This is a genomic window from Lysobacter sp. BMK333-48F3, assembly GCF_019733395.1.
Taxonomy (GTDB): domain Bacteria; phylum Pseudomonadota; class Gammaproteobacteria; order Xanthomonadales; family Xanthomonadaceae; genus Lysobacter.
In genome coordinates, this window is the sequence record NZ_JAIHOO010000001.1 from 1155159 (window position 1) to 1175365 (window position 20207).

The 20207-nt window shown below is 71.9% G+C and carries 16 protein-coding genes; 10 read left to right on the forward strand and 6 right to left on the reverse strand.

Annotated elements, in window-relative coordinates; translation table 11 throughout:
* The first annotated feature begins 22 nt into the window (after positions 1-22).
* The gene (locus K4L06_RS04850) at positions 23-817 is read left to right on the forward strand and encodes a glycosyltransferase family 2 protein (RefSeq protein WP_221670323.1); all 795 of its coding nucleotides are present in this window, start codon (positions 23-25) and stop codon (positions 815-817) included.
* Between the two features lie 27 nt (positions 818-844).
* Here K4L06_RS04850 and K4L06_RS04855 read toward each other — a convergent pair whose 3' ends face one another.
* Positions 845-1915, reverse strand: a complete 1071-nt coding sequence (locus tag K4L06_RS04855) for a CDP-glycerol glycerophosphotransferase family protein (RefSeq protein ID WP_221670324.1) — start codon at positions 1913-1915, stop codon at positions 845-847.
* Between the two features lie 175 nt (positions 1916-2090).
* On the opposite strand from K4L06_RS04855, the gene K4L06_RS04860 reads away from it, so the two are divergent.
* Positions 2091-2897: a glycosyltransferase family 2 protein gene (locus K4L06_RS04860; RefSeq protein ID WP_221673524.1), complete on the forward strand. Its 807-nt coding sequence runs from the start codon at positions 2091-2093 to the stop codon at positions 2895-2897.
* A gap of 137 nt (positions 2898-3034) precedes the next feature.
* On the opposite strand, the gene K4L06_RS04865 is transcribed toward K4L06_RS04860, so the two are convergent.
* From K4L06_RS04865 to def, 5 genes are all read right to left on the reverse strand, one after another.
* On the reverse strand, positions 3035-4315 hold the full coding sequence (locus K4L06_RS04865) for an O-antigen ligase family protein (protein WP_221670325.1): 1281 nt from the start codon (positions 4313-4315) through the stop codon (positions 3035-3037).
* Positions 4316-4317: 2 nt separating this feature from the next.
* A complete protein-coding gene (locus K4L06_RS04870) occupies positions 4318-6057 on the reverse strand; it encodes a glycosyltransferase family 39 protein (RefSeq protein WP_221670326.1) in 1740 nt (579 codons plus the stop codon).
* Positions 6058-6285: 228 nt separating this feature from the next.
* A complete protein-coding gene (gene rsmB, locus K4L06_RS04875; protein ID WP_255595525.1) occupies positions 6286-7593 on the reverse strand; it encodes a 16S rRNA (cytosine(967)-C(5))-methyltransferase RsmB in 1308 nt (435 codons plus the stop codon).
* A 649-nt stretch (positions 7594-8242) separates the two neighbouring features.
* Positions 8243-9166, reverse strand: a complete 924-nt coding sequence (gene fmt, locus K4L06_RS04880) for a methionyl-tRNA formyltransferase (RefSeq protein ID WP_221670328.1) — start codon at positions 9164-9166, stop codon at positions 8243-8245.
* 186 nt (positions 9167-9352) lie between these two features.
* Positions 9353-9865 carry a peptide deformylase gene (def, locus tag K4L06_RS04885; protein ID WP_221670329.1) on the reverse strand — a complete coding sequence of 171 codons (513 nt, stop codon included), beginning with the start codon at positions 9863-9865 and terminating at the stop codon, positions 9353-9355.
* 158 nt (positions 9866-10023) lie between these two features.
* On the opposite strand from def, the gene K4L06_RS04890 reads away from it, so the two are divergent.
* The 8 genes from K4L06_RS04890 to K4L06_RS04925 all read left to right on the forward strand — a co-directional run bounded on the left by K4L06_RS04890 (position 10024) and on the right by K4L06_RS04925 (position 20159).
* Positions 10024-11175: a LysM domain-containing protein gene (locus K4L06_RS04890; RefSeq protein ID WP_221670330.1), complete on the forward strand. Its 1152-nt coding sequence runs from the start codon at positions 10024-10026 to the stop codon at positions 11173-11175.
* A 93-nt stretch (positions 11176-11268) separates the two neighbouring features.
* The gene (gene dprA / locus K4L06_RS04895) at positions 11269-12435 is read left to right on the forward strand and encodes a DNA-processing protein DprA (protein ID WP_221670331.1); all 1167 of its coding nucleotides are present in this window, start codon (positions 11269-11271) and stop codon (positions 12433-12435) included.
* A 91-nt stretch (positions 12436-12526) separates the two neighbouring features.
* On the forward strand, positions 12527-13015 hold the full coding sequence (locus K4L06_RS04900; RefSeq protein WP_064749151.1) for a DUF494 family protein: 489 nt from the start codon (positions 12527-12529) through the stop codon (positions 13013-13015).
* Between the two features lie 238 nt (positions 13016-13253).
* A complete protein-coding gene (locus K4L06_RS04905; protein WP_221670332.1) occupies positions 13254-14054 on the forward strand; it encodes a pilin in 801 nt (266 codons plus the stop codon).
* A gap of 45 nt (positions 14055-14099) precedes the next feature.
* Positions 14100-15074: an RDD family protein gene (locus K4L06_RS04910; protein WP_221670333.1), complete on the forward strand. Its 975-nt coding sequence runs from the start codon at positions 14100-14102 to the stop codon at positions 15072-15074.
* A 243-nt stretch (positions 15075-15317) separates the two neighbouring features.
* On the forward strand, positions 15318-17813 hold the full coding sequence (locus tag K4L06_RS04915) for a DNA topoisomerase I (protein WP_221670334.1): 2496 nt from the start codon (positions 15318-15320) through the stop codon (positions 17811-17813).
* Between the two features lie 691 nt (positions 17814-18504).
* A complete protein-coding gene (locus K4L06_RS04920; protein WP_255594989.1) occupies positions 18505-19515 on the forward strand; it encodes a lytic polysaccharide monooxygenase in 1011 nt (336 codons plus the stop codon).
* 77 nt (positions 19516-19592) lie between these two features.
* Positions 19593-20159 carry a Sua5/YciO/YrdC/YwlC family protein gene (locus tag K4L06_RS04925; RefSeq protein ID WP_221670335.1) on the forward strand — a complete coding sequence of 189 codons (567 nt, stop codon included), beginning with the start codon at positions 19593-19595 and terminating at the stop codon, positions 20157-20159.
* Positions 20160-20207: the final 48 nt, after the last annotated feature.

Below are 20207 nucleotides of genomic sequence, written 5' to 3' on the forward strand. Positions count from 1 at the left end.
ACCTTGACCTGCGAATACGACGATGCCGTTACCGGACCATGCCAGTTCTTCGCGCCGCCCGACGCTGTCGGCGACGGTGATCGCCTGCGACGAAGCCGACCGGATCGGCGATTGCCTGGCCTCGCTGGCGTTCTGCGACGAGATCCTGGTGGTCGACTCGGGCTCGCGCGACGCCACGGTCGAGATCGCGCGCGGCTTCGGCGCGCGGGTGCTGCACCGGCCGTTCGACGGTTTCCGCAGCCAGAAGCAGTACGCGGTCGAACAGGCCGCGCACGACTGGGTGCTGTGCGTGGATGCCGACGAGCGCATCGACGAGCGCTTGCGCGCGGCGATCGAGCGCGCCCGCGACGGCGGCTTCGCCGCGGCGGCCGGCTACCGCTTCGCCCGCCGCTCGGAGTACTTCGGCCGCTACCTGCGCCACGGCAACGCCTACCCCGACCGCAAGCTGCGCCTGTTCGACCGCCGCCGCGGCGGCTGGCGCGGCGACCGCGAAGTGCACGAAAGCGCCAGCGTCGACGGCGCGGTCGCGACCCTGCGCGGCGACCTGCTGCACCGCCCGTTCCGTTCGTTCGAACACCAACTGGCCAAAGGCCGGCGCTACGCGCAGATGATGGCCGAGCACGACCACGCCCGCGGCAAACGCGCCTCGCTGGCGCGCCTGGTGCTGTCGCCGGCCTGGCGCTTCTGGCGCGGCTACCTGTTGCGCGGCGGCTTCCTCGACGGCTGGCCGGGCCTGGTCTACGCCTATGTCACCGCGTATACGGCGCGGCAGAAGACGATCCGGTTGTGGCTGTTGGGGAGAAGCGGGGAGTCGTGAGCGAAAGCGAGTTAGCCCGCTCGCCGCTCACCCCGTCGGCCCCCAATAGCCCAGTTCGCGGCGGATCTGCAGGCCGCGCAGCAAGGCGGTGAACGGGCGCTTGCGCAGGCGGCCGAGGCGGCCGGCGAGCAGGTTGTCGGTGGCGGCGATGACCCGCTGCGAGGAGCGGCCGTCGCGGTAGGGATGGATCTGCTCGGCGTAGGCGTCGATCGCCGCCTGCAGCGACGCGTCCGGCGCGAACGCGCGCGCCAGTTGCCCGGGCAACTGCGCCGGATCGGCGAAATCCAGCATGTGCGGCTTGGGCGCGCGGTTGCGGAAGGTCACCACCGGCTTGCGCTGGACCACGAACTCCGACACCACCGAGGTGGTATCGGCGAGCAGCACGTCGGCGGCGCGCTGGGCCGCGACCAGTTGCTCGGTCTCGACGAAGTGCGCGTTCGCGCCCTGCAGGGCGCGGTAGCGCTCGAACAGTTCCGGCGCGCACTTGGGATGCAGGGTCAGCAGCCAGTAGCGCTCGCCGGCGGCGACCTGCGCGGCGATCGCCTCGAGCAGGTGCGGCGCGGCGCTGAGCCGCTCGGTGAAGGTCGAGGCGAACAGCACCACCGGCCGGCCGCCGGCGCGCGCGCGCAGTTGCGCGGCGCTGCCGTCGTCGTCGCGGAACAGCGGATCGAGCTTGGGCCAGCCGGTCTCGACCACGGCGAAATGCCCGGCCTGCTCGGCCAGGGCGCGGAACGGCGCGGTGGTCGCCGGGCCCTGGGTGCAATACAGGTCGAACAGGCCGCGCACGCGGAAGTGGCCGCGCGCGTCGTCGCGCTTTTCGACGTTGAAGCCATGGAACAACTGCACCTTGGCCCCGGCGATGAACGGCGGCACCCAGTTGGCGGCACTGAACACCGCGCGCGGCTTGAGCGCCACCGCCGCGCGCAAGCCCTCGCGCCCCGGCGCCAACCGCCGCACCGGCGCCGGCAGGGCCGAGCCGGCGGCGCCGTCGGCGAACCAGGCATGGGCGACGTGCCCCTGCGCGTGCAACGCCTCCGCCAGCGGCTGCAGGATCGGCAGGGCGTAGCGTTCGGTGGCGAAGAGCAGGTAATCGGACATGGCTGGAGCGCTGGGGAGCCAGGAACGAGTTTAGAGGAACGAGGAACCAGAGAAAGCCCGGCCCGGGACTCGCTTCCCCGCGCCTGTCCACTCGTTCCACTGCACTCGTTTCCGGCCCCCGGAGTATCCTGACGCCCAGCTCCCGCGTCCCCTCCCGCCGCCCCGGACCTTCGCCATCGACACGCCCTCGCCCGCCGCCGAACGTCCGCGCCTGTCGGCCTGCATCATCGCTTTCGACGAGGCCGACCGGATCGGCGACTGCATCGCCTCGCTGGCGTTCTGCGACGAGGTGCTGGTGGTGGATTCGCATTCGCGCGACGCCACCGCGGCGATCGCCCAGGCGGCCGGCGCGCGGGTGCTGCAACGGGCCTTCGACGGCTTCCGCAGCCAGAAGCAGTTCGCGATCGAACAGGCCGCGCACGACTGGGTGCTGTGCCTGGACGCGGACGAGCGGGTCAGCGAGGAACTGCGCGCGGCGATCGAGGCGGCGCGCGCGCGCGGCTTCGCCGACGCCGCCGGCTATCGCTTCGCCCGCCTGTCGGATTATTTCGGCAGGTTCCTGCGCCACGGCAACGCCTACCCCGACCGGGTGCTGCGCCTGTTCGACCGCCGCCGCGGCGGCTGGCGCGGCAAGCGCGAGGTGCACGAAGCAGCCAGCGTCGACGGCGCGGTCGCGACCCTGCGCGGCGACCTGATCCACTACCCGTATCGCTCGCTGGAGCAACAGCTGGCCAAGACCGAGCGCTACGCGCGGATGATGGCCGAGCACGACTACGCCCGCGGCAAGCGCGCGACCCTGGCCAAGCTGGTGCTGGCGCCGGCGTGGCGGTTCTGGCGCGGCTATCTGCTGCGCGGCGGCTTCCTCGACGGCTGGCACGGCCTGGTCTACGCCTATGTGCGCGCCAACTACGTGCGGCAGAAGACGGTGATGCTGTGGCTGCTGCAGAACGGGCAACCGGTGACTACGCCGCGGCGGGATTGAGGCGGGCGCGGGTTCGGCGCCAGACCGGTGAGCACGGTCGCGACGTGCACGGGTCCGGCAGGCGCATACGCGGCGAGACCGAAACATCGCGGTCGCGGCTTACGCCGCTCCTACAGGAGCCTGCTCGGCCGCACGTCTCAGCGCAGGGCGTCGCAGTCTTCCTCGTCCGACTCGCGCAGGGCGAAGCCGTACAGCACGCCGACCGCGATGGCGAAGAACGACGCGATCAGCTGGTGGGCGAACATCGACTGGGTCAGGCCGCAGGCCAGGTAGACCAGGATCAACACCAATCCGGCCAGGGCCGCGCTGCGCGCGCGCCCGGCCACGCGTTCGCGCAACCGGCGCGCGAACAGCGCCAGCGGCACCAGGTAGATCGCCAGCACCGCCAGCAGGCCGGGCGCGCCCATGGTCGCGGCCCACTCGGCCAGGTCGCTGTGGGCATGGCCGAGCTTGCAGAAACCGATCCGCGGCGCCGGCGGCCGGCATTGCGGGGTCGCCAGCACCACCTCTTCGAAACGGCCCACGCCGATGCCGCTGAGCGGATGCTCGGCGAAGGTCTCGCCGGCCAGGCGCAGCAGGGTCAGGCGCGCGCCCAGCGAGGACTCGGCATCGCCTTCGCGCAGACGGTCGACGTCGGTGCGCAGCTCGTGCATGCGGGTCTGCTCGGCCAGCGGCGCGACCCACACCGCGGCCGCCGCGGCCAGCACCAGCGCGGCCAGCATCGCCCAGCTGAGCTTGCGCGCGCGGCCGCCGCTGACCAGCAAGCCGACCAGCAGCACCAGGGCCAGGCCCGGCCAGACCCCGCGGCTGCCGCTGAGCGCGATCGCGCCGACCCCGAGCGCGCAGGCGACGGTGGTCCACAGCAGTTCGCCGGAGGGACGGCAGTAGACCGCGATCACCACCACGCCGATCAGCGCGTCGGCGAACACGATCGCGTTCGCGGTCCAGCCGGCGGCGCGGTCGGCGCCGCTGCCGACCTGGATCAGCGCGATCAGGAAACCGCCCGCCAGCCCCAACAACGCGCCGCGCCACAGCCAGCGCCGCGACGGCCGGTAGGCGTACACCATCAGGGCGAAGAACGGCAGGGTCAGCAGGCGCAGGCGGTTGTCGATTTCGCGCCAACGCACATCGAACTGGAACTTGGACACCACCGCCACCGCGACCACGCCCAACACCAGCCACCACAGCAGCCGCAGCGATCCGCCCAGTTCGCGCCAGCCGGCGGCCAGGCGCCCGGGCGCCAGGACCAGGGCCAACAGGGCGAACGCGGTGAACGGCGACAGGCCCCAGGGCGTGGCGACCAGCAACGCCGGCAGGCACAGCAGGCCGGCTTCCAGCGCATGCCGGGCCCAGCGCTGGCGCGGCGACTCGTTGCCGGGCCAGGACGCGGCGGAAACGGCGATCGGGCCGGACGTCACGCTCAATCCGGATCGTCTTCGTGCGGATGCACCGCCGGCGCGGCCGGACAGTCCGCGCGGGCGGCGTAGGGCACCAGCCACCACACGCGCCGGTTGGCGCGCCCGCCCAGTTCGATCCGGCTGCGGTCGACGCAGTCGGGCAGCGCCGGCTCCTGCACCAGCAGCCAGCGCCGGCCGGGCGCCTGCTTCTGCCAGGCCAGGCCGTGCTCGAGTTGCTTGGCCCAGCCCATGACGAAGCCGAAGGTGGTGGTGTCGGAGCGGCTTTGCAGCAGGTTCTGCTCCTTCCACGCGACCAGGCCGAGCTCGGCCTGCGGGCCGATGCGCTGCGCGACGTTGACCATCACTCCGCGCGCCGAAGAGGAATCGTTGAGCACCGGCGTGACCAGCAGGCCGTACAGCACCCACAGCCCGCACAGGGTCGAGGCCATGGCGTGGATCGGCCGGCGGCGGCCGAACCACAGCAGCGAAGCCAGGCCCCAGGCGCCGATCGCCAGGATCGCCGCCTCCAGCTGGCGGCCGCCGTCGGTGAAGCCGCGCTCGGCGATCAGCTTGGCCTCGAACTTGGGGTCGCCGAACCACATCGACAGGCCGACCCCGAGCAGGGCGAAGGTCAGCGCCGCGGCGAAGCCCAGGGCGATGCGCCGCGGCCACAGCTTGCGCACGATGCCCGGCAGCAGCGGCGCGAACATCAAGCAGGCCATCGGCAGCGCCGGCAGGATGTAGACGTCGCGCTTGCCGTGCGGAATCGAGAAGAACACGATCACCAGCGCCCACCAGGCCAGCGGCAGCAGGTAGCGCGGATCGATCCGGCGCAGGCGCCGGCGCCAGGCCGGCAGCGCCCACGGCAGCGCCAGCATCGGCGGCAGCCACATCGACAGCATCACCCCGAGGTGGTACCAGGCCGGCTGGTGGTGGTCCCAGGAGTTGGAATAGCGCCCCGCGGTCTGGCGGAACAGGATGTCGTTGAGATAGGCGCGGTAGCTGGGGTCGTCGTTGGACAGCGCGGTGGTCACCATCGGCACGATCCACAGCGACACCGCGGCCACGAACGCCAGCGGGCCGAGCCAGAAACGCGGGTTGCCGATGCCGGCGCGCACCGGCATCGCGGCCCAGGCCAGCAGGCCGCCGCCGTCGCGCGCGCGCAGCGGCCGCAGCAACGCGGCCAGCGCCACCGGCGCCAGCATCAGCAGGGCGATCGCGCCCACGCCCTTGGTGATCGTGCCGATGCCGGCGGCGAACCAGCCCAGCGCCCACCAGCGCCAGTTCGGCCCGGTCAGCAGATGGCGCAGCAGGCCGTAGTTGGCGAAGGTGATCCAGAACACCACCGACGGGTCGATCTGCGCCTTCTTGGCCTGGTAGGCGAAGTGCAGGGTCAGCAGCAGCGCCCAGCCGGCGTAGTAGCCGACCTGACGGGTCCACAGCCGGCGGCCCAGGTCGACCACGCACCACAGCGTGCCCATCGCCGCCAGCAGCGACGGCAGCAGGAAGGCGATGCGCCAGTTCTGGGTGATCAGGAACGAGACCGCCTCGGTCCACATGAACAACGGCGGCTTGTCCGAGTACAGCTCGGTGCCGCGGTGCGGGAACAGCCACTGGCCGCTCTCGACCATCTGCTTGGCGACCAGGGCGAAACGCGGTTCGTCGGCGGGCCAGGGGTCGCGCAGGCCCAGGCCGGCCCCGAGGACAAGCCAGGCGACGATCCAGAACAGCCAGGCTTGCTGGGAGCGGAGGGTCTTGAACATGCGCGAATGATACGAGGCCGTTCAGGCCGGGTGGAGGGGCGGATGGCCGCGACGCCCGGCCGCGGCCGGCGTCGACCGGGCGGCATTATCCAGGCCCGGGCTGAGGAATTCGTTACCGGAACGTCGGAATCGTGTCTGCGACCCGCAATCGCCGGCCGGCCATCGTCGGCCGGCCCCCATTGACCAACCCTCATCGGCTGGCCCTCATCGGCCGGCCGGCGTCGATCCTCAGCCGGCGCGGCGCAGGCGGGCGTAGAAGAAGCCGTCGCCGCCGTCTTCGCCGGGCAGGCGCTGGCGGCCGACCTCGCGGTCGTGGCCGTAGCGCGCGTCCAGCGGCTCGATCCGCGCATCGGCGGTGCGGGCCAGGAACGCGCGCACCTGGCCCTCGTTCTCGTCGTGCAGGATCGAGCAGGTCGCGTACAGCAGGCTGCCGCCCGGCGCCAGGGTGGTCCACAGCGCGTCGAGCAGGCGCGCCTGCACCGCGACCAGGGCGGTCAGGTCGGTTTCGCGCCGATGCAGGACCACGTCGGGCTGGCGGCGGACGATGCCGGTGGCCGAGCACGGCGCGTCGAGCACGATCGCGTCGAAGGCCTGGCCGTCCCACCACGCCGCCGGTTCGGCGGCGTCGGCGGCGCGCAGTCGCGCGCGCTCGGACAGGCCGAGCCGGCGCAGCGTGTCCTCGACCCGGCGCAACCGCGCGGCATCGATGTCGAGCGCGGTCAGGCGCAGTTGCGGGTCGCGTTCGAGCAGGTGCGCGCTCTTGCCGCCGGGCGCGGCGCAGGCGTCGAGCACGCGCGCGCCGGGCGGCGGCGCCAGCGCGTCGGCGACCTGCTGCGCCGACAGGTCCTGGACCGAGACCAGGCCGTCGTCGAAACCGGGCAGCGCCGCGACCGGCAGCGCGTGCTCCAGACGCACCGCTACGCCGGGGCCGGCGCTGGCCTCGACCCCGGCCTCGGCCAGGCGCGCGAGATAGGCCGCGGCGGTTTCGCGCTGCGCATTGACCCGCAGCCACATCGGCGGCGGCAGCGCGCTGGCGGCGAGGATTTCGGCGTACTGCTGCGGCCAGTCGCGGCGCAGGCGTCCGCGCAGCCAGCTCGGCCAGTGCGAATGGGTCGGGTCCAGCGCCGGCAGGCCGTCGCGCTGGGCGCGGCGCAGCAGCGCGTTGACCAGGCCGGCCTGGTGCGGATGGCCGAGCGCGCGCGCGGCTTCGACCGTCGCCGCCAGCGCGGCGTGTTCGGGCAGGCGCAGCGGATCGAGCTGGGCCAGGCCGACGTAGAGCAGGGCGCGCAGTTCGCCGTCGCGCGCCGACGGCGGCCGCGGCATCCAGGCTTCGAGGGTGCGCTCGTAACGCAGCGGCTGGCGCAGCACGGCGAAGCAGATCGCCTCGACCAGGGCGCGGTCGCGCGGGTCGCGCAACGCCGGCAGGCTCAGCGCCAGCTCGGCCTTGAGCGAGCGGCCGCGGTGCAGCACCGCGTCGAGCACGCGCGCGGCCAGGGCGCGGGTCTGCACGCCGCTGCCGGCGTCGGCCGGCGGCAGATCGCGGGCGGCGCCGCGGGCGGGATGGCGCTCGGCCGCGGCGGCCGCGGCCGGACGCGCGCGATCGGAGCGTTCGGAGGCGGAGCGCGGGCCGCGCTGCGATCCGGGACGCGAGGCGCCGGGACGCGGCGCGCGGCGCGAGCCGTCGCCGTCGGCGCGGCCGGGACGCGGCCGATCGCGTTCGGGCCCGCTGCGGCGCGGACGTTCGTCGCGTTCGCCGGCGGCGCGCGCAGGGCGCGCACGCGGCGCATCGCCGTCGCGGCGCGGCGCACCGTCGCGGCGGCCGGCATCGCGCCGCTCGGCGCCGAACTTGCCGCCTTCGCGCCGTTCGCTGCCGCGCCGGTCGGAGGCTGGCCGGTCGGAGGCTGGCCGGTCGGAGCTTGGCCTGTCGGAGCTTGGCCGGTAGGAGCCTGGCCGATCCGCAGCGCCCGCCCTCGTCGGCGCACGGGCCGGACGCGCGGAACGCGACGATTCGCCCTCGCCCGTCGCGCCGGCGCGGCGCGCCTTGGCATAAGGATCGGGCGAAGGCAGCGGCTTGAGCGCGGGCTTGGCGGCCGGCTTGGGCGCGGCGGCCGGTTCGTCGGCCAGCGAGGGGCGACGGCCGGGCGGGCGGCGCGGCGGCTTTTCCGGATCGTGGTCTTGGCTCATGTCAGCTCACCGCCAGCAGGTCGCGACGACCGTTGAGGTAATCGGCGGCGGTGATCGCCTTGCCGCCGTCGCGTTGCAACACGCGGATGCGCAGGACGCCCTCGCCGCAGGCGACATCGATGCCGTCGCGGCCGGCGCCGAGCACCGTGCCGGGCGCGGCAGCGTGGGCCTGCGCCAGCGCCGCCGCGCCGTGCACGCGCACGCGCTCGCCGGCGATCAGCGCATCGGCCATCGGCCAGGGATTGAATGCGCGCACCTTGTTCGCCAGCGCGATCGCCGGCTGATTCCAGTCCAGCCGCGCCTCGGCCTTGTCGAGCTTGTGCGCATAGGTCACGCCCTGCTCCGGCTGCACCCACGGCCGCGGGAACAGTTCCGCGCGGGCCAGGCCGAGGCCGTCGCCGAGCACTTCCGCGCCGAGCTCGGCCAGGCGGTCGTGCAACTGCCCGCCGGTCTCGTTGTCGCCGATCGCCAGCTTGGCCGACAGCAGCACCGGGCCGGTGTCCAGGCCTTTCTCCATCTGCATCAGGCACACGCCGCTCTCGCGGTCGCCGGCTTCGATCGCGCGCTGGATCGGCGCCGCGCCGCGCCAGCGCGGCAGCAAGGAAGCATGCACGTTCCAGCAGCCGTAGGTCGGGATGTCGAGCACCGACTGCGGCAGGATCAGGCCGTAGGCGACCACGATCATCAGGTCGGGCTTGAGCGCCGCCAGCGCTTCGCGCGAGACCCGGGACTTGAAGTTCTCCGGCTGCAGCACCGGAAACCCGCGCAGCAGCGCCTCGCGCTTGACCGGCGAAATCGCCAGCTCGCGCCCGCGCCCGGCCGGCCGGTCCGGCTGCGTGTACACGCCGACGATCTCGCCCTTGAGCGCCGCGGCGCGCAGGCAGGGAACGGCGAATTCGGGAGTACCGGCGAAGATCAGGCGCATGGGGCGGGAATGGGGAATGGGGAGTGGGGAATCGGAAAGGCGCTACGGCGGCTCGAACGCCGCCGCCAAGGCACACGCGTCGCTAATGCAGAATCGATGGAACGGAAACGAAAAAGGGAACGGAGACCCGCCGCAACGCCAAGTCGCGACGCCGATTCCCCATTCCCTATTCCCGATTCCCGGCGATTACGCCGACAAGCGCTTCTGCTTGGCCAGCTTCTTGCGCACCATCTCGCGCTTGAGCGGGGACAGGTAATCGACGAACAGCTTGCCGTCGAGGTGGTCCATTTCGTGCTGGATGCAGACCGCGAGCAGGCCGTCGGTGCTCAGCTCGAACGGCTGGCCGTCGCGGCCGATCGCCTGCACGGTGATCTCGTTGGCGCGGGTCACGTCGGCGAAGATGCCGGGCACCGACAGGCAGCCTTCCTGGTAGACCTGCTCGCCGGACTTGGCGACGATCTGCGGGTTGACGAACACCTGCGGCCGGCTCTTATCCTCCGACACGTCGATGACCATGAAGCGCTGGTGCACGTCGACCTGGCTCGCCGCCAGACCGATGCCCGGGCACTCGTACATGGTCTCGAACATGCTATCGAGCAGTTGCTGGAACTCGGGCTCGGTAACGCGCGCGGGGTCGACCGCAACGGCCTTGGTGCGCAGGCGCGGATCGGGGAACTCGAGGATGGGAAGAAGGGCCATGGCGTCAAAAAATGGGGGCGTGGGTCACATACGCAAGCTTTGGTTGCATTGTACCCCCGTTATAGGCTGCAAAGGCCTGCTAACGTTACGCAGCTTCTGGGCTATAGTCCGGGTGCCCGCTTAGGGCACCCTGAAGGGGAATCAGGTAGATGGCCGCCATGTTTAAACCGATCCGCGCGGTTTTCGCCGCCGCGTTGCTGACTGTCGCCACGTACGCCATTGCGGCGGAACTGCGCGGCGACCACCCCGACACCTACGTGGTCAAGCGGGGCGACACCCTGTGGGATATCTCGGCCCGCTTCCTGAAGCGGCCGTGGCTGTGGCCGGAAATCTGGCAGGCCAACCCGCAGATCAAGAACCCGCACCTGATCTACCCGGGCGACGTGATCTCCCTGGCGTATCTGGACCGGGTCGCCGCCCAGGTCAAGCCGGGTCCGCGCCAGGAGGCCCCGATCAGCGGCATCCCGCTGTCGGAGATCGAGCCGTTCCTGAAGAACCTGCGCGTGGTCGACGAGTTCGAGCAGCTGCCCTACGTGGTCGGCCTCGAGGAAGACCGCCTGCGCGTCAGCCAGGGCCAGGTCGCCTACATCAAGAACCTGCCCGAGCAGAGCCCCGGCACCCGCTACGCCGTGGTCCGCCCGAGCCAGCGCTACACCCGCCTGGATCGCGTGGCCTGCTGCGACATCATGCGCGCCGCCGACCTCGACTTCCGCGGCAAGCGCACGGTCGATTTCGAAGCCATCTGGACCGACGTGGTGGTGCCGGACAAGGGCCGCGAGCTGCTCGGCTACGAGCTGGTCCAGGTCGCCACCGGCACCCTCAGCCGCGGCGCCGTGGGCGGCATGCAGGCCAGCACCCTGGTGGTCGACACCACCCATCGCGAGATCCGGGTTGGCGACCGCCTGATCCCGGTCGAAGCGCAGCCCTACGACCTGCAGTTCTTCCCGCACCCGCCCAAGGCCCAGTTCGACTACGGCCGGGCCCAGGTCCTGGCGGTGGCCGACCTGGTCAAGCACGGCGGCCCGCGCGACGTGATCGCGCTGTCGGTCGGCGCCCGCGACGGCATCGACAACGGCACCGTGTTCTCGACCTGGCGCGTCGGCAGCAGCGCTCCGGACCGGGTCAAGATCGGCGCCGACCGCGCCGAAGACCTGTTCGGCAAGCACTCGCGGGTGCGTCTGCCGGACGAGTTTGCCGGCCACGCGATGGTGTTCCGCACCTTCGACAAGGTCAGCTACGCCCTGATCATGGACGGCGTGCGCCCGACCAAGGTCGGCTACGAGCTCAAGCACCCCGACTCGCCGTACTGAGTCCGGACACCCCGCACGGCGCGGGGTTTTCCGACAGCATCACGCGACGGCGCCTGCGGGCGCCGTCGTCGTTTGCGGGCTAGGCTGCCGCCCATGCCCATCGCCTCCCCCGACGACCTGCCCGCGCTGCTGCGCCTGATCGATGCCGCCGGCGCCAGCGCGCCGCGGCGCGCCCTGCTCGAGGCCCATGGCGGCCCTGCCGCCGCGCTCGCCGCCGGGCCGCGCGCCTGGCAGGCGGCGCAACTGTCGCCGACGCAGATCCAGCGACTGCAGGCGCCGCCGTCGCCGGCGCTGGCTTACGCCCTGGACTGGCTGCAGGCGCCCGGCCACCACCTGCTCGGCTGGCACGAGGCGGACTACCCGGCGCTGCTGCGGCGCGCGCCCAGCCCGCCGCTGGCCCTGTTCGTCGCCGGCGAGCCCGGCCTGCTCTGGCACCCGGCGGTGGCCGTGGTCGGCAGCCGCTCGCCGACCCCGGGCGGGCGCGACAACGCCGCCGACTTCGCCCGCGCCCTGGCCCGCTCCGGGCTGGCGGTCAGCAGCGGCCTGGCGGCCGGCATCGACACCGCCGCCCACCGCGCCGCGCTGGAGGCCGGCGGCCTGACCGTGGCCGTGCTCGGCACCGGCCCGGACCTGGCTTACCCGCGCAGCAACGCCGAGCTGCGCGAGCGCATCGCCGCCGCGGGCGCGGTGGTCAGCGAGCACCTGCCCGGCACCCAGGCCCGGCCGGAGCATTTCCCCAGCCGCAACCGGATCCTGGCCGGGCTCAGCCTGGCGACCCTGGTGATCGAGGCCGCCGAGCGCTCCGGCGCGCTGATCACCGCGCGCCTGGCGGCCGAGTCCGGGCGCGAGGTGTTCGCGGTGCCGGGCTCGATCCACAACCCGCTGGCGCGCGGCTGCCACCGCCTGATCCGCGAGGGCGCCGGGCTGGTCGAAAGCGCGGCCGAGGTCGCCGCCGCCCTAGCCCCGCTGGCGGCCGAACTGGCGGCCGACTTGCGTCGGCGCCTGGCCGCCCCCATACCCGGTGGCCATGAAGCCGTCACGGACCGCGCGCAGGATCCCCGCGCGGTCGCCGCGGGTTCGGAATTCGCCGACCCCGACTACCAGCGCTTGTGGCAGGCCCTGGGCCACGACCCTACCGGTATGGATCTGCTGGTCCAGCGCACCGGATTGACGGCCGCGGAACTGTCCTCCATGCTGCTGGTCATGGAGCTTGAAGGTCGCGTGTCGGCCCAGCATGGCCGTTACTTCCGCAACCGCTGAATCCGTATCGGTGTTCCTGCCGGCGGGTCATACGGTGAATCAGCAACTCCTGTGAGACCCACCGCGCCGCATGCGGCGCAGGCCGAGGGAAATGAAAGAGAGCATCCTGGACGTCCTGCTGTACCTGTTCGAGCATTACTTCACCGACGATGCGGACCTGGTCCGCGACCGCGATTCGCTCCGCAGCGGCCCCCTGTTCGACGAACTGGGCCAGGCCGGTTTCAGCCCCGCCGAGATCAACAAAGCCATCGAATGGCTGGATGCGCTGGCCCAGCAACGGCCGAGCGTCAGCCAGCCGCGCGCGGGCGGCCCGACCCGGGTCTACTTCGGCCCCGAACTCGACAAGCTCGATGTCGAGTGCCGCGGCTTCCTGCTGTTCCTGGAACAACACGGCATCCTCGATGCCGCCCAGCGCGAGCTGGTGCTCGACCGCGCCATGGCCCTGGACCAGGACGAACTCGACCTGGACGACCTCAAGTGGGTGGTGCTGATGGTGCTGTTCAACCAGCCCGGTTCCGAGGCGGCCTACGCCTGGATGGAAACCCAGATGTTCGAGGACGAGCCCGAGCCGGTGCACTGAGCGCCGGCCCGCGCGGCCTCCCTGCTGCGGCGCGACCGCCTTCGCGGTGCGCCGTCGTGCTAGCTTCTTGCGTCCGTCGCGCGCCCGGGGAGGCGCCGGCGCCGCCGACCGCGCCTCGGCCCGGCCCGCTTTGCGGCGTCGGGCTGGCTGCGCCGGCGACACGTCACCAAGGACCGTCGTCCGCCCGCATCCGCCCCGACGGCGGCCCGCGGCGGCGATCACAAGCAGGGGGAAGGCAATGAGCAACTGGTACTACCACGACCCGGCCCAGGGTCGCGTCGGCCCGATCGACGTCGACGCCGTGCGCGGCCACTACCGCGCCGGCCGGATCCGCCGCGACACCCTGATGTGGCGCGAGGGCCTGCGCGAATGGCAGCCGCTGGAGCGCTTGTCGAGCGAACTCGGCCTGGACGAGGACATGCTCTCGTCCAATCCGCCGCCGCTGCCGCCGGACCTGCCGCCGGAATTGCCCGCGCAGCTGCAGCCGATGGCCGGCGGCGACGCCCAGGCGCCCAGCGCCGGCCACGCCTACCGCGCCCAGGCCCACCAGGCCCCCGGTCCCGGCCCGTCCCCGGCGCGTCCGGCCGCGCCGCCGCCGCGCCGCGGCCTGTCCGGCTGCGTGATCGTGCTGATCGTGCTCGCCGCCCTGTCGATTCCGGTGATCGGCATCCTCGCCGCGATCGCCCTGCCGGCCTACCAGGACTACACCCACCGGGCCAAGATCAGCGAGGCCCTGCTGATCTCCAGCCAGCTCAAGATCCAGGTCGCCGAATACGTCGCCGCCCACGACGCCTGCCCCGACAACGCCAGCGAAGGTTTCAAGCCGGCCGCCGCCTACGCCGGCCCGCGCGTGGCCAAGGCCGAAATCGGCGAGTTCGAGGACAGCGACCGTTGCGGCATCCAGCTGGAACTGCGCGGGGTCGGCAACGACCAGATCGACGGCAAGAAACTGTGGCAGGAATACGACCGCAGCAGCGGCGCCTGGACCTGCGGTTCCGAGATCGCCGACCGCTTCCTGCCGGCCCAGTGCCGCGGCTGAGCCGCGACCGCCCCGCCCCACGCCCCGCCCGATGAGATCCGCGCAATGACCCAGTGGTATTACAGCGACGCCGACCGCAACCGACATGGACCGCTCGGCGCGGACGCCATGATCGAACGGCACCGGCGTGGCGAACTGGGCGCGGACACCCTGGTCTGGCGCGACGGCCTGACCCAGTGGCGGGCCTGGCGCGAGCTGGCCGGCGAGCTGATCGCCTCGCCCGGCTTCGCCGCGCCCGCCGCGCCGGCGCCGGCCGACCCGGTCGCGGCCGCGGTCGAAGCGCGCCTGGACGCGGCCGACGCCGCCGCGCCGGCCTCCCAGGCCGCGGCCGCGGCCGCGCCGTCGGCCCGGACCGGCGCCGACGGCGACTCGCCCTACGCCGCGCCGCGCGCCGGCGTCGACGAGATCGCCGAGGTCGTGCACGGCCACGAAGTGGTCGCGGTCGGCTTCTGGAAGCGCCTGGCCGCCTACCTGATCGACTCGATGCTGATCGGCATCGCCTACTACGCGGTCAGCATGTTCCTGACCGTGTTCGTGCTGGCGCTGGGCTTCGCTTCCTCGAAGTGGATGTCCAACCCGGAAGTGGCGATGGTGCTGATGGTCGGCGGGATCTACCTGGTCATGGGCGCGCTGAGCCTGGCCTACTACGTCGGCTTCGAGTCCTCGTCGATGCAGGCCACCCTGGGCAAGCGCGCGGTCGGGATCAAGACCGTCGACCTCGACGGCCGCCGCCTGAGCCGCGGCCGCGCCTTCGGCCGCTGGCTGGCCAGCTGGCTGTCGTATGCCACCTTCGGCGTGGGCTATCTGATGATCGCCTTCACCGACCGCAAGCGCGGCCTGCACGACCTGATCGCCAAGACCCAGGTGGTCGACCGCTGGGCCTACACCGCCCAGCCCGACCTGCAGCGCCGCGACCTGGGCCCGGTGGCGATCGTGGTCCTGGTCCTGGGCGGGCTGATGTGGCTGCTCACGATCGGCTTCGTCGCCATGCTGGCGTTGCTGCCGATGCTGTCGCGCTGAGGGGGCCGGACTATTACCTGAACGGGCCCCGAGCCGTCACGCCTCCTTGAGCCGTTTCAGTGCCAAGGTATTGGCGGTTCCGGGAGGCCGGGCTTGACAGCCCCAGCCGCCGCATGATTCCACTAGAAAAAGGAAACCTGAACGCCCGCGGCCGGCAGCTGCGGGCGTCGCCTTCTTAACCCCTTGTCTGTCAAGGCAATCGTTGTCGTGCAGCGGCCGCCCCCGCGGTCCTGCGGAGTACCCATGGCCAAGAACCTCCTCATCGTCGAGTCGCCCGCCAAGGCCAAGACGATCAACAAGTACCTCGGCAAGGATTTCACCGTCCTGGCCTCCTACGGCCATGTCCGCGACCTGGTGCCCAAGGAAGGCGCGGTCGATCCGAACAACCACTTCGCGATGGACTATGCGGTCATCGAGAAGAACGAGAAGCACGTCGACGCCATCGCCAAGGCGGCCAAGAGCGCCGACAACCTCTACCTGGCGACCGACCCGGACCGCGAAGGCGAAGCGATCAGCTGGCACATCGCCGAGATCCTGCGCGAGCGCGGCCTGCTCGCAGACAAGCCGCTGCGCCGGGTGGTGTTCACCGAGATCACCCCGCGCGCGATCAAGGAAGCGATGAACCAGCCGCGCGACATCGCCGCGCCGCTGGTCGACGCCCAGCAGGCGCGCCGCGCGCTCGACTACCTGGTCGGCTTCAACCTCTCGCCGGTGCTGTGGCGCAAGGTCCAGCGCGGCCTGTCCGCCGGCCGCGTGCAGTCGCCGGCGCTGCGCATGATCGTCGAGCGCGAGGAGGAGATCGAAGCTTTCGTCGCCCGCGAGTACTGGACCGTCGAGGCCGAGTGCGCGCATCCCACCCAGGCCTTCACCGCCAAGCTGACCAAGCTGGACGGCAAGAAGTTCGAGCAGTTCACCATCACCAACGGCGCCGACGCCGAGGCCGCGCGCGCGCGCCTGGTCAAGGCCGCCGCCGGCGCGCTGCACGTCACCGACGTGGTCAGCAAGGAGCGCAAGCGCCGCCCGGCGCCGCCGTTCACCACTTCGACCCTGCAGCAGGAAGCCGCGCGCAAGCTCGGCTTCACCACCCGCAAGACCATGCAGGTGGCGCAGAAGCTGTACGAAGGCGTGGCGATCGGCGACGAGGGCACGGTCGGCCTGATCACCTACATGCGTACCGACTCGGTCAACCTGTCGCAGGACGCGCTGGGCGAGATCCGCGACGTGATCGCCCGCGACTACGGCACCCGCGCGCTGCCGGACAAGCCCAACGCCTACACCACCAAGTCCAAGAACGCCCAGGAAGCGCACGAAGCGGTGCGCCCGACCTCGGCGCTGCGCACCCCCTCGCAGGTCTCGCGCTTCCTCAGCGACGACGAGCGCAAGCTCTACGAGCTGGTGTGGAAGCGCGCGGTCGCCTCGCAGATGGTGCCGGCCACGCTCAACACGGTCTCGGTCGACCTGGCCGCGGGCAGCGAGCACAGCTTCCGCGCCTCCGGCACCACCGTAGTCGATCCGGGCTTCCTGGCCGTGTACGAGGAAGGCAAGGACGCCAAGGGCGCCGACGACGACGACGAAGGCCGCAAGCTGCCGGCGATGAAGACCGGCGACCGCGTGCCGGTGGACCGCATCCACGCCGACCAGCACTTCACCCAGCCGCCGCCGCGCTTCACCGAAGCGGCCCTGGTCAAGGCGCTGGAGGAATACGGCATCGGCCGGCCCTCGACCTACGCCTCGATCATCCAGACCCTGCTGTTCCGCAAGTACGTCGACATGGAAGGCCGCAGCTTCCGTCCCAGCGACGTCGGCCGCGCGGTGTCCAAGTTCCTCAGCAGCCACTTCACCCGCTACGTCGACTACGACTTCACCGCCAAGATGGAGGACGAGCTCGACGCCGTCTCGCGCGGCGAGGAAGAGTGGGTGCCGCTGATGGAGAAGTTCTGGGGCCCGTTCAAGGAACTGGTCGAGGAGAAGACCGAATCGGTCGACCGCTCCGAGGCCACCGGCGCGCGCGAACTCGGCACCGATCCGAAGAGCGGCAAGCCGGTCAGCGTGCGCCTGGGCCGGTTCGGGCCCTACGCCCAGATCGGCGACAAGGACACCGACGAGAAGCTGGAGTTCGCCTCGCTGCGTCCCGGCCAGTCGATGCACACCATCACCCTGGAAGAGTCGCTGGAGCTGTTCAAGCTGCCGCGCAAGCTGGGCCTGAGCAACGACGAGGAAGTCAGCGTCGGCATCGGCCGCTTCGGCCCGTTCGCCAAGCGCGGCAGCACCTACGCGTCGCTGAAGAAGGAAGACGACCCCTACACCATCGACCTGGCGCGGGCGGTGTTCCTGATCGAAGAAAAGGAAGAGATCGCGCGCAACCGGATCATCAAGCAGTTCGACGGCAGCGACATCCAGGTCCTCAACGGCCGCTTCGGCCCCTACATCAGCGACGGCAAGCTCAACGGCCGCATCCCCAAGGACCGCGAGCCGGCCTCGCTGACCCTGGAGGAAGTGACCAAGCTGCTGGAAGAGACCGGCAAGCCGATGCGCGGCCGCTTCGGCAAGAAGACCGCGGCCAAGAAGGAGCCGGCCAAGAAGGCGGCGAAGAAGGCCGCCAAGACCGTAGCCGAACCGGCGGCGAAGAAGGCTCCCGCGAAGAAGGCCGCGGCCAAGAAAGCGCCGGCCAAGAAGGCGGCGAAGAAGACCGCGAGCAAGGCGGCCAAGAAGACCGTGGCCAAGAAGGCGGCCAAGTAAGCGGCATCGCGCCGCCGCTTGGCTTCGCCGCAACGGCAGCTCGCTTCGCTGCAACGACAAAGAGCGGACTTCGGTCCGCTCTTTTCGTTTGCGCGCACGCCCTCTCCCGACACGTCATCCCCGCGCAGACGGAGATCCAGGACGGCACCGCGACCTACCCCTCACGCTCCGGCGTCGCCGCAGCATGGCGCTGAAGTCTCTGGATGCCCGCTTGCGCGGGCATGACGGTAGGCGGGTTTTGCCACGCCTCCTCAATAGGTGGGCTTCGCGCGCCTCCCCCAGCACGTCATCCCCGCGAAAGCGGGGATCCAGGGCGGCACCGCGACATGTCCTCGCCTCGCCCGCCTCATCGCGTCGCGCCCCACGCCCGGCATCGACCTGGCACGACCCTGCACCGGCGCCCCGCCAGCGACACCGCGTCGCAGTCCCGCCCCCGTGGCGTGACTGGGTTCGCGGTTACGCGCCGGCGCCGGCGACCGTGCGCCGGCGCATGCGCGCGCAGGCGACCGCCGACACAGATTCGCATCGGGAACGGCCTCTAGGATCGCCGCTTCGAGGCTGCGGCCCCGCGGCGAACGCCGCGGCGGACCAAGACGGCCCGCGCCAGACGCGATCGCAATCGCGCACGAGTCATGCCACTGCGAGACCTGCCGGGGGGTGTCCTTCGCCTATCCCGTCGTCAGGAGTCGTCATGTCCGCCATGTCCTCGTCTTTCCGCCTGTCCCTGCTCTCCGCCGCGGCTGCGCTGTGCGCCGCCGGCCTGCCGCTGTCCGCGGCCTGGGCCCACGGCAGCTTCGTCAACCCGCAAAGCCGCATCTACAAGTGCTACCTCGGCAACAAGGAAAACCCCGCCGACCCGGCCTGCCGCGCCGCCTGGGAAGTGGCCGGCTCGCAGCTGTTCTACGACTGGAACGGCATCAACCAGGCCAACGCCAACAGCAATCACCAGGCCGTGGTGCCCGACGGCAAGCTGTGCAGCGGCGGCAACCCGACCTTCCGCGGCCTCGACGTGATCCGCACCGACTGGCAGGCCACCACCCTGCGCTCCGGCGCCAGCTATACCTTCAGCTTCTACGCCACCGCGCCGCACGCGACCAAGGACTGGACCTTCTACGTGACCCGGCAGGGCTGGAACCCGGCCTCGCCGCTGCGCTGGGCCGACCTGCAGCAGTTCTGCAAGAGCGCGCGGGTGCCGCTGTCGAGCGGCAACAACTACCACATCACCTGCACCCTGCCGGCGCGCAGCGGCCGCCACGTGATCTACAACACCTGGCAGCGCTCGGATTCGACCGAGGCCTTCTACACCTGCATGGACGTCAACTTCACCAGCGTCCTGGCGGCGCAGGACGCGCGCTGGAAGGACGCCGGCAACCTCGCCGTGGCCAACGACTACCCGGTCGGCACCTCGGTGACCTTGCGCGTGTTCAACGCCGACGGCAGCGATGCGGAGAAGATCGAGACCGTGCTGCGCGCCGGCGAAACCTCGGTCGCGGACTGGCCGCGCCGGCTCGGCGAAGAGGTCAACCGCCGCTCGCGCTATGCGCGCATCGGCGAACCGGCCGACGGCGGCCGCTTCCAGGCCCGCTCCGGCCTGGCCGGCAACCACGTCTGGCTGGACGGCAACCGTTCGCACGCGATCGACGTGCGCCTGCCGGCCTCGGCGCGTCCGGCCGCCGGCGAGCACGCCCACCACGGCCATTGACCGGCCGCGGCGACGGCGGCGCGCGCCGCCGTCGCCGCGCGCATGCGACACTCGCGGCTGAACTTCGCGGAGCCGCCATGACCGTCGCCGACCTCTCGCTCGCCGCCGCCGCCGAAACGCTGCGCCGCGGCGGGGTGGTGATCTATCCGACCGAGGCGGTGTGGGGCATCGGCTGCGATCCGCGCGACCAGGCCGCGGTGCGGCGGCTGTTGGCGATCAAGCAACGCCCGCTCGACAAGGGCGTGATCCTGATCGCCGCCGAACTCGCCCAGCTCGACGCTTGGGTCGACTGGGAGGCCTTGCCGGCGGCGCGACGCGAGGCGGTGCTGGCCAGTTGGCCCGGCCCCAACACCTGGGCAGTGCCGGCGACCGCGGCGGTGCCGGCCTGGATCCGCGGCGTCCACGCCAGCGTCGCGGTGCGGCTGACCGCGCACCCGCAGGCGCGCGCGCTGTGCCAGGCCTGCGCGCAGCCGCTGGTATCGACCAGCGCCAACCTCAGCGGGCAGCCGCCGGCGTTCCGCCGCGGCGAGCTCGACCCGGCCCTGATCGCGCTCAGCGACGGCGTCTGCGCCGGCGAAACCGGCGGCCTGGCCGCACCGACCCCGATCCGGGTCGCGCTCACCGGCGAAGTGCTGCGCGCCTGAACCGCGCGCTCGACCGCCGCCGGACCGCGACGCCGCTTTCGTCCTGCG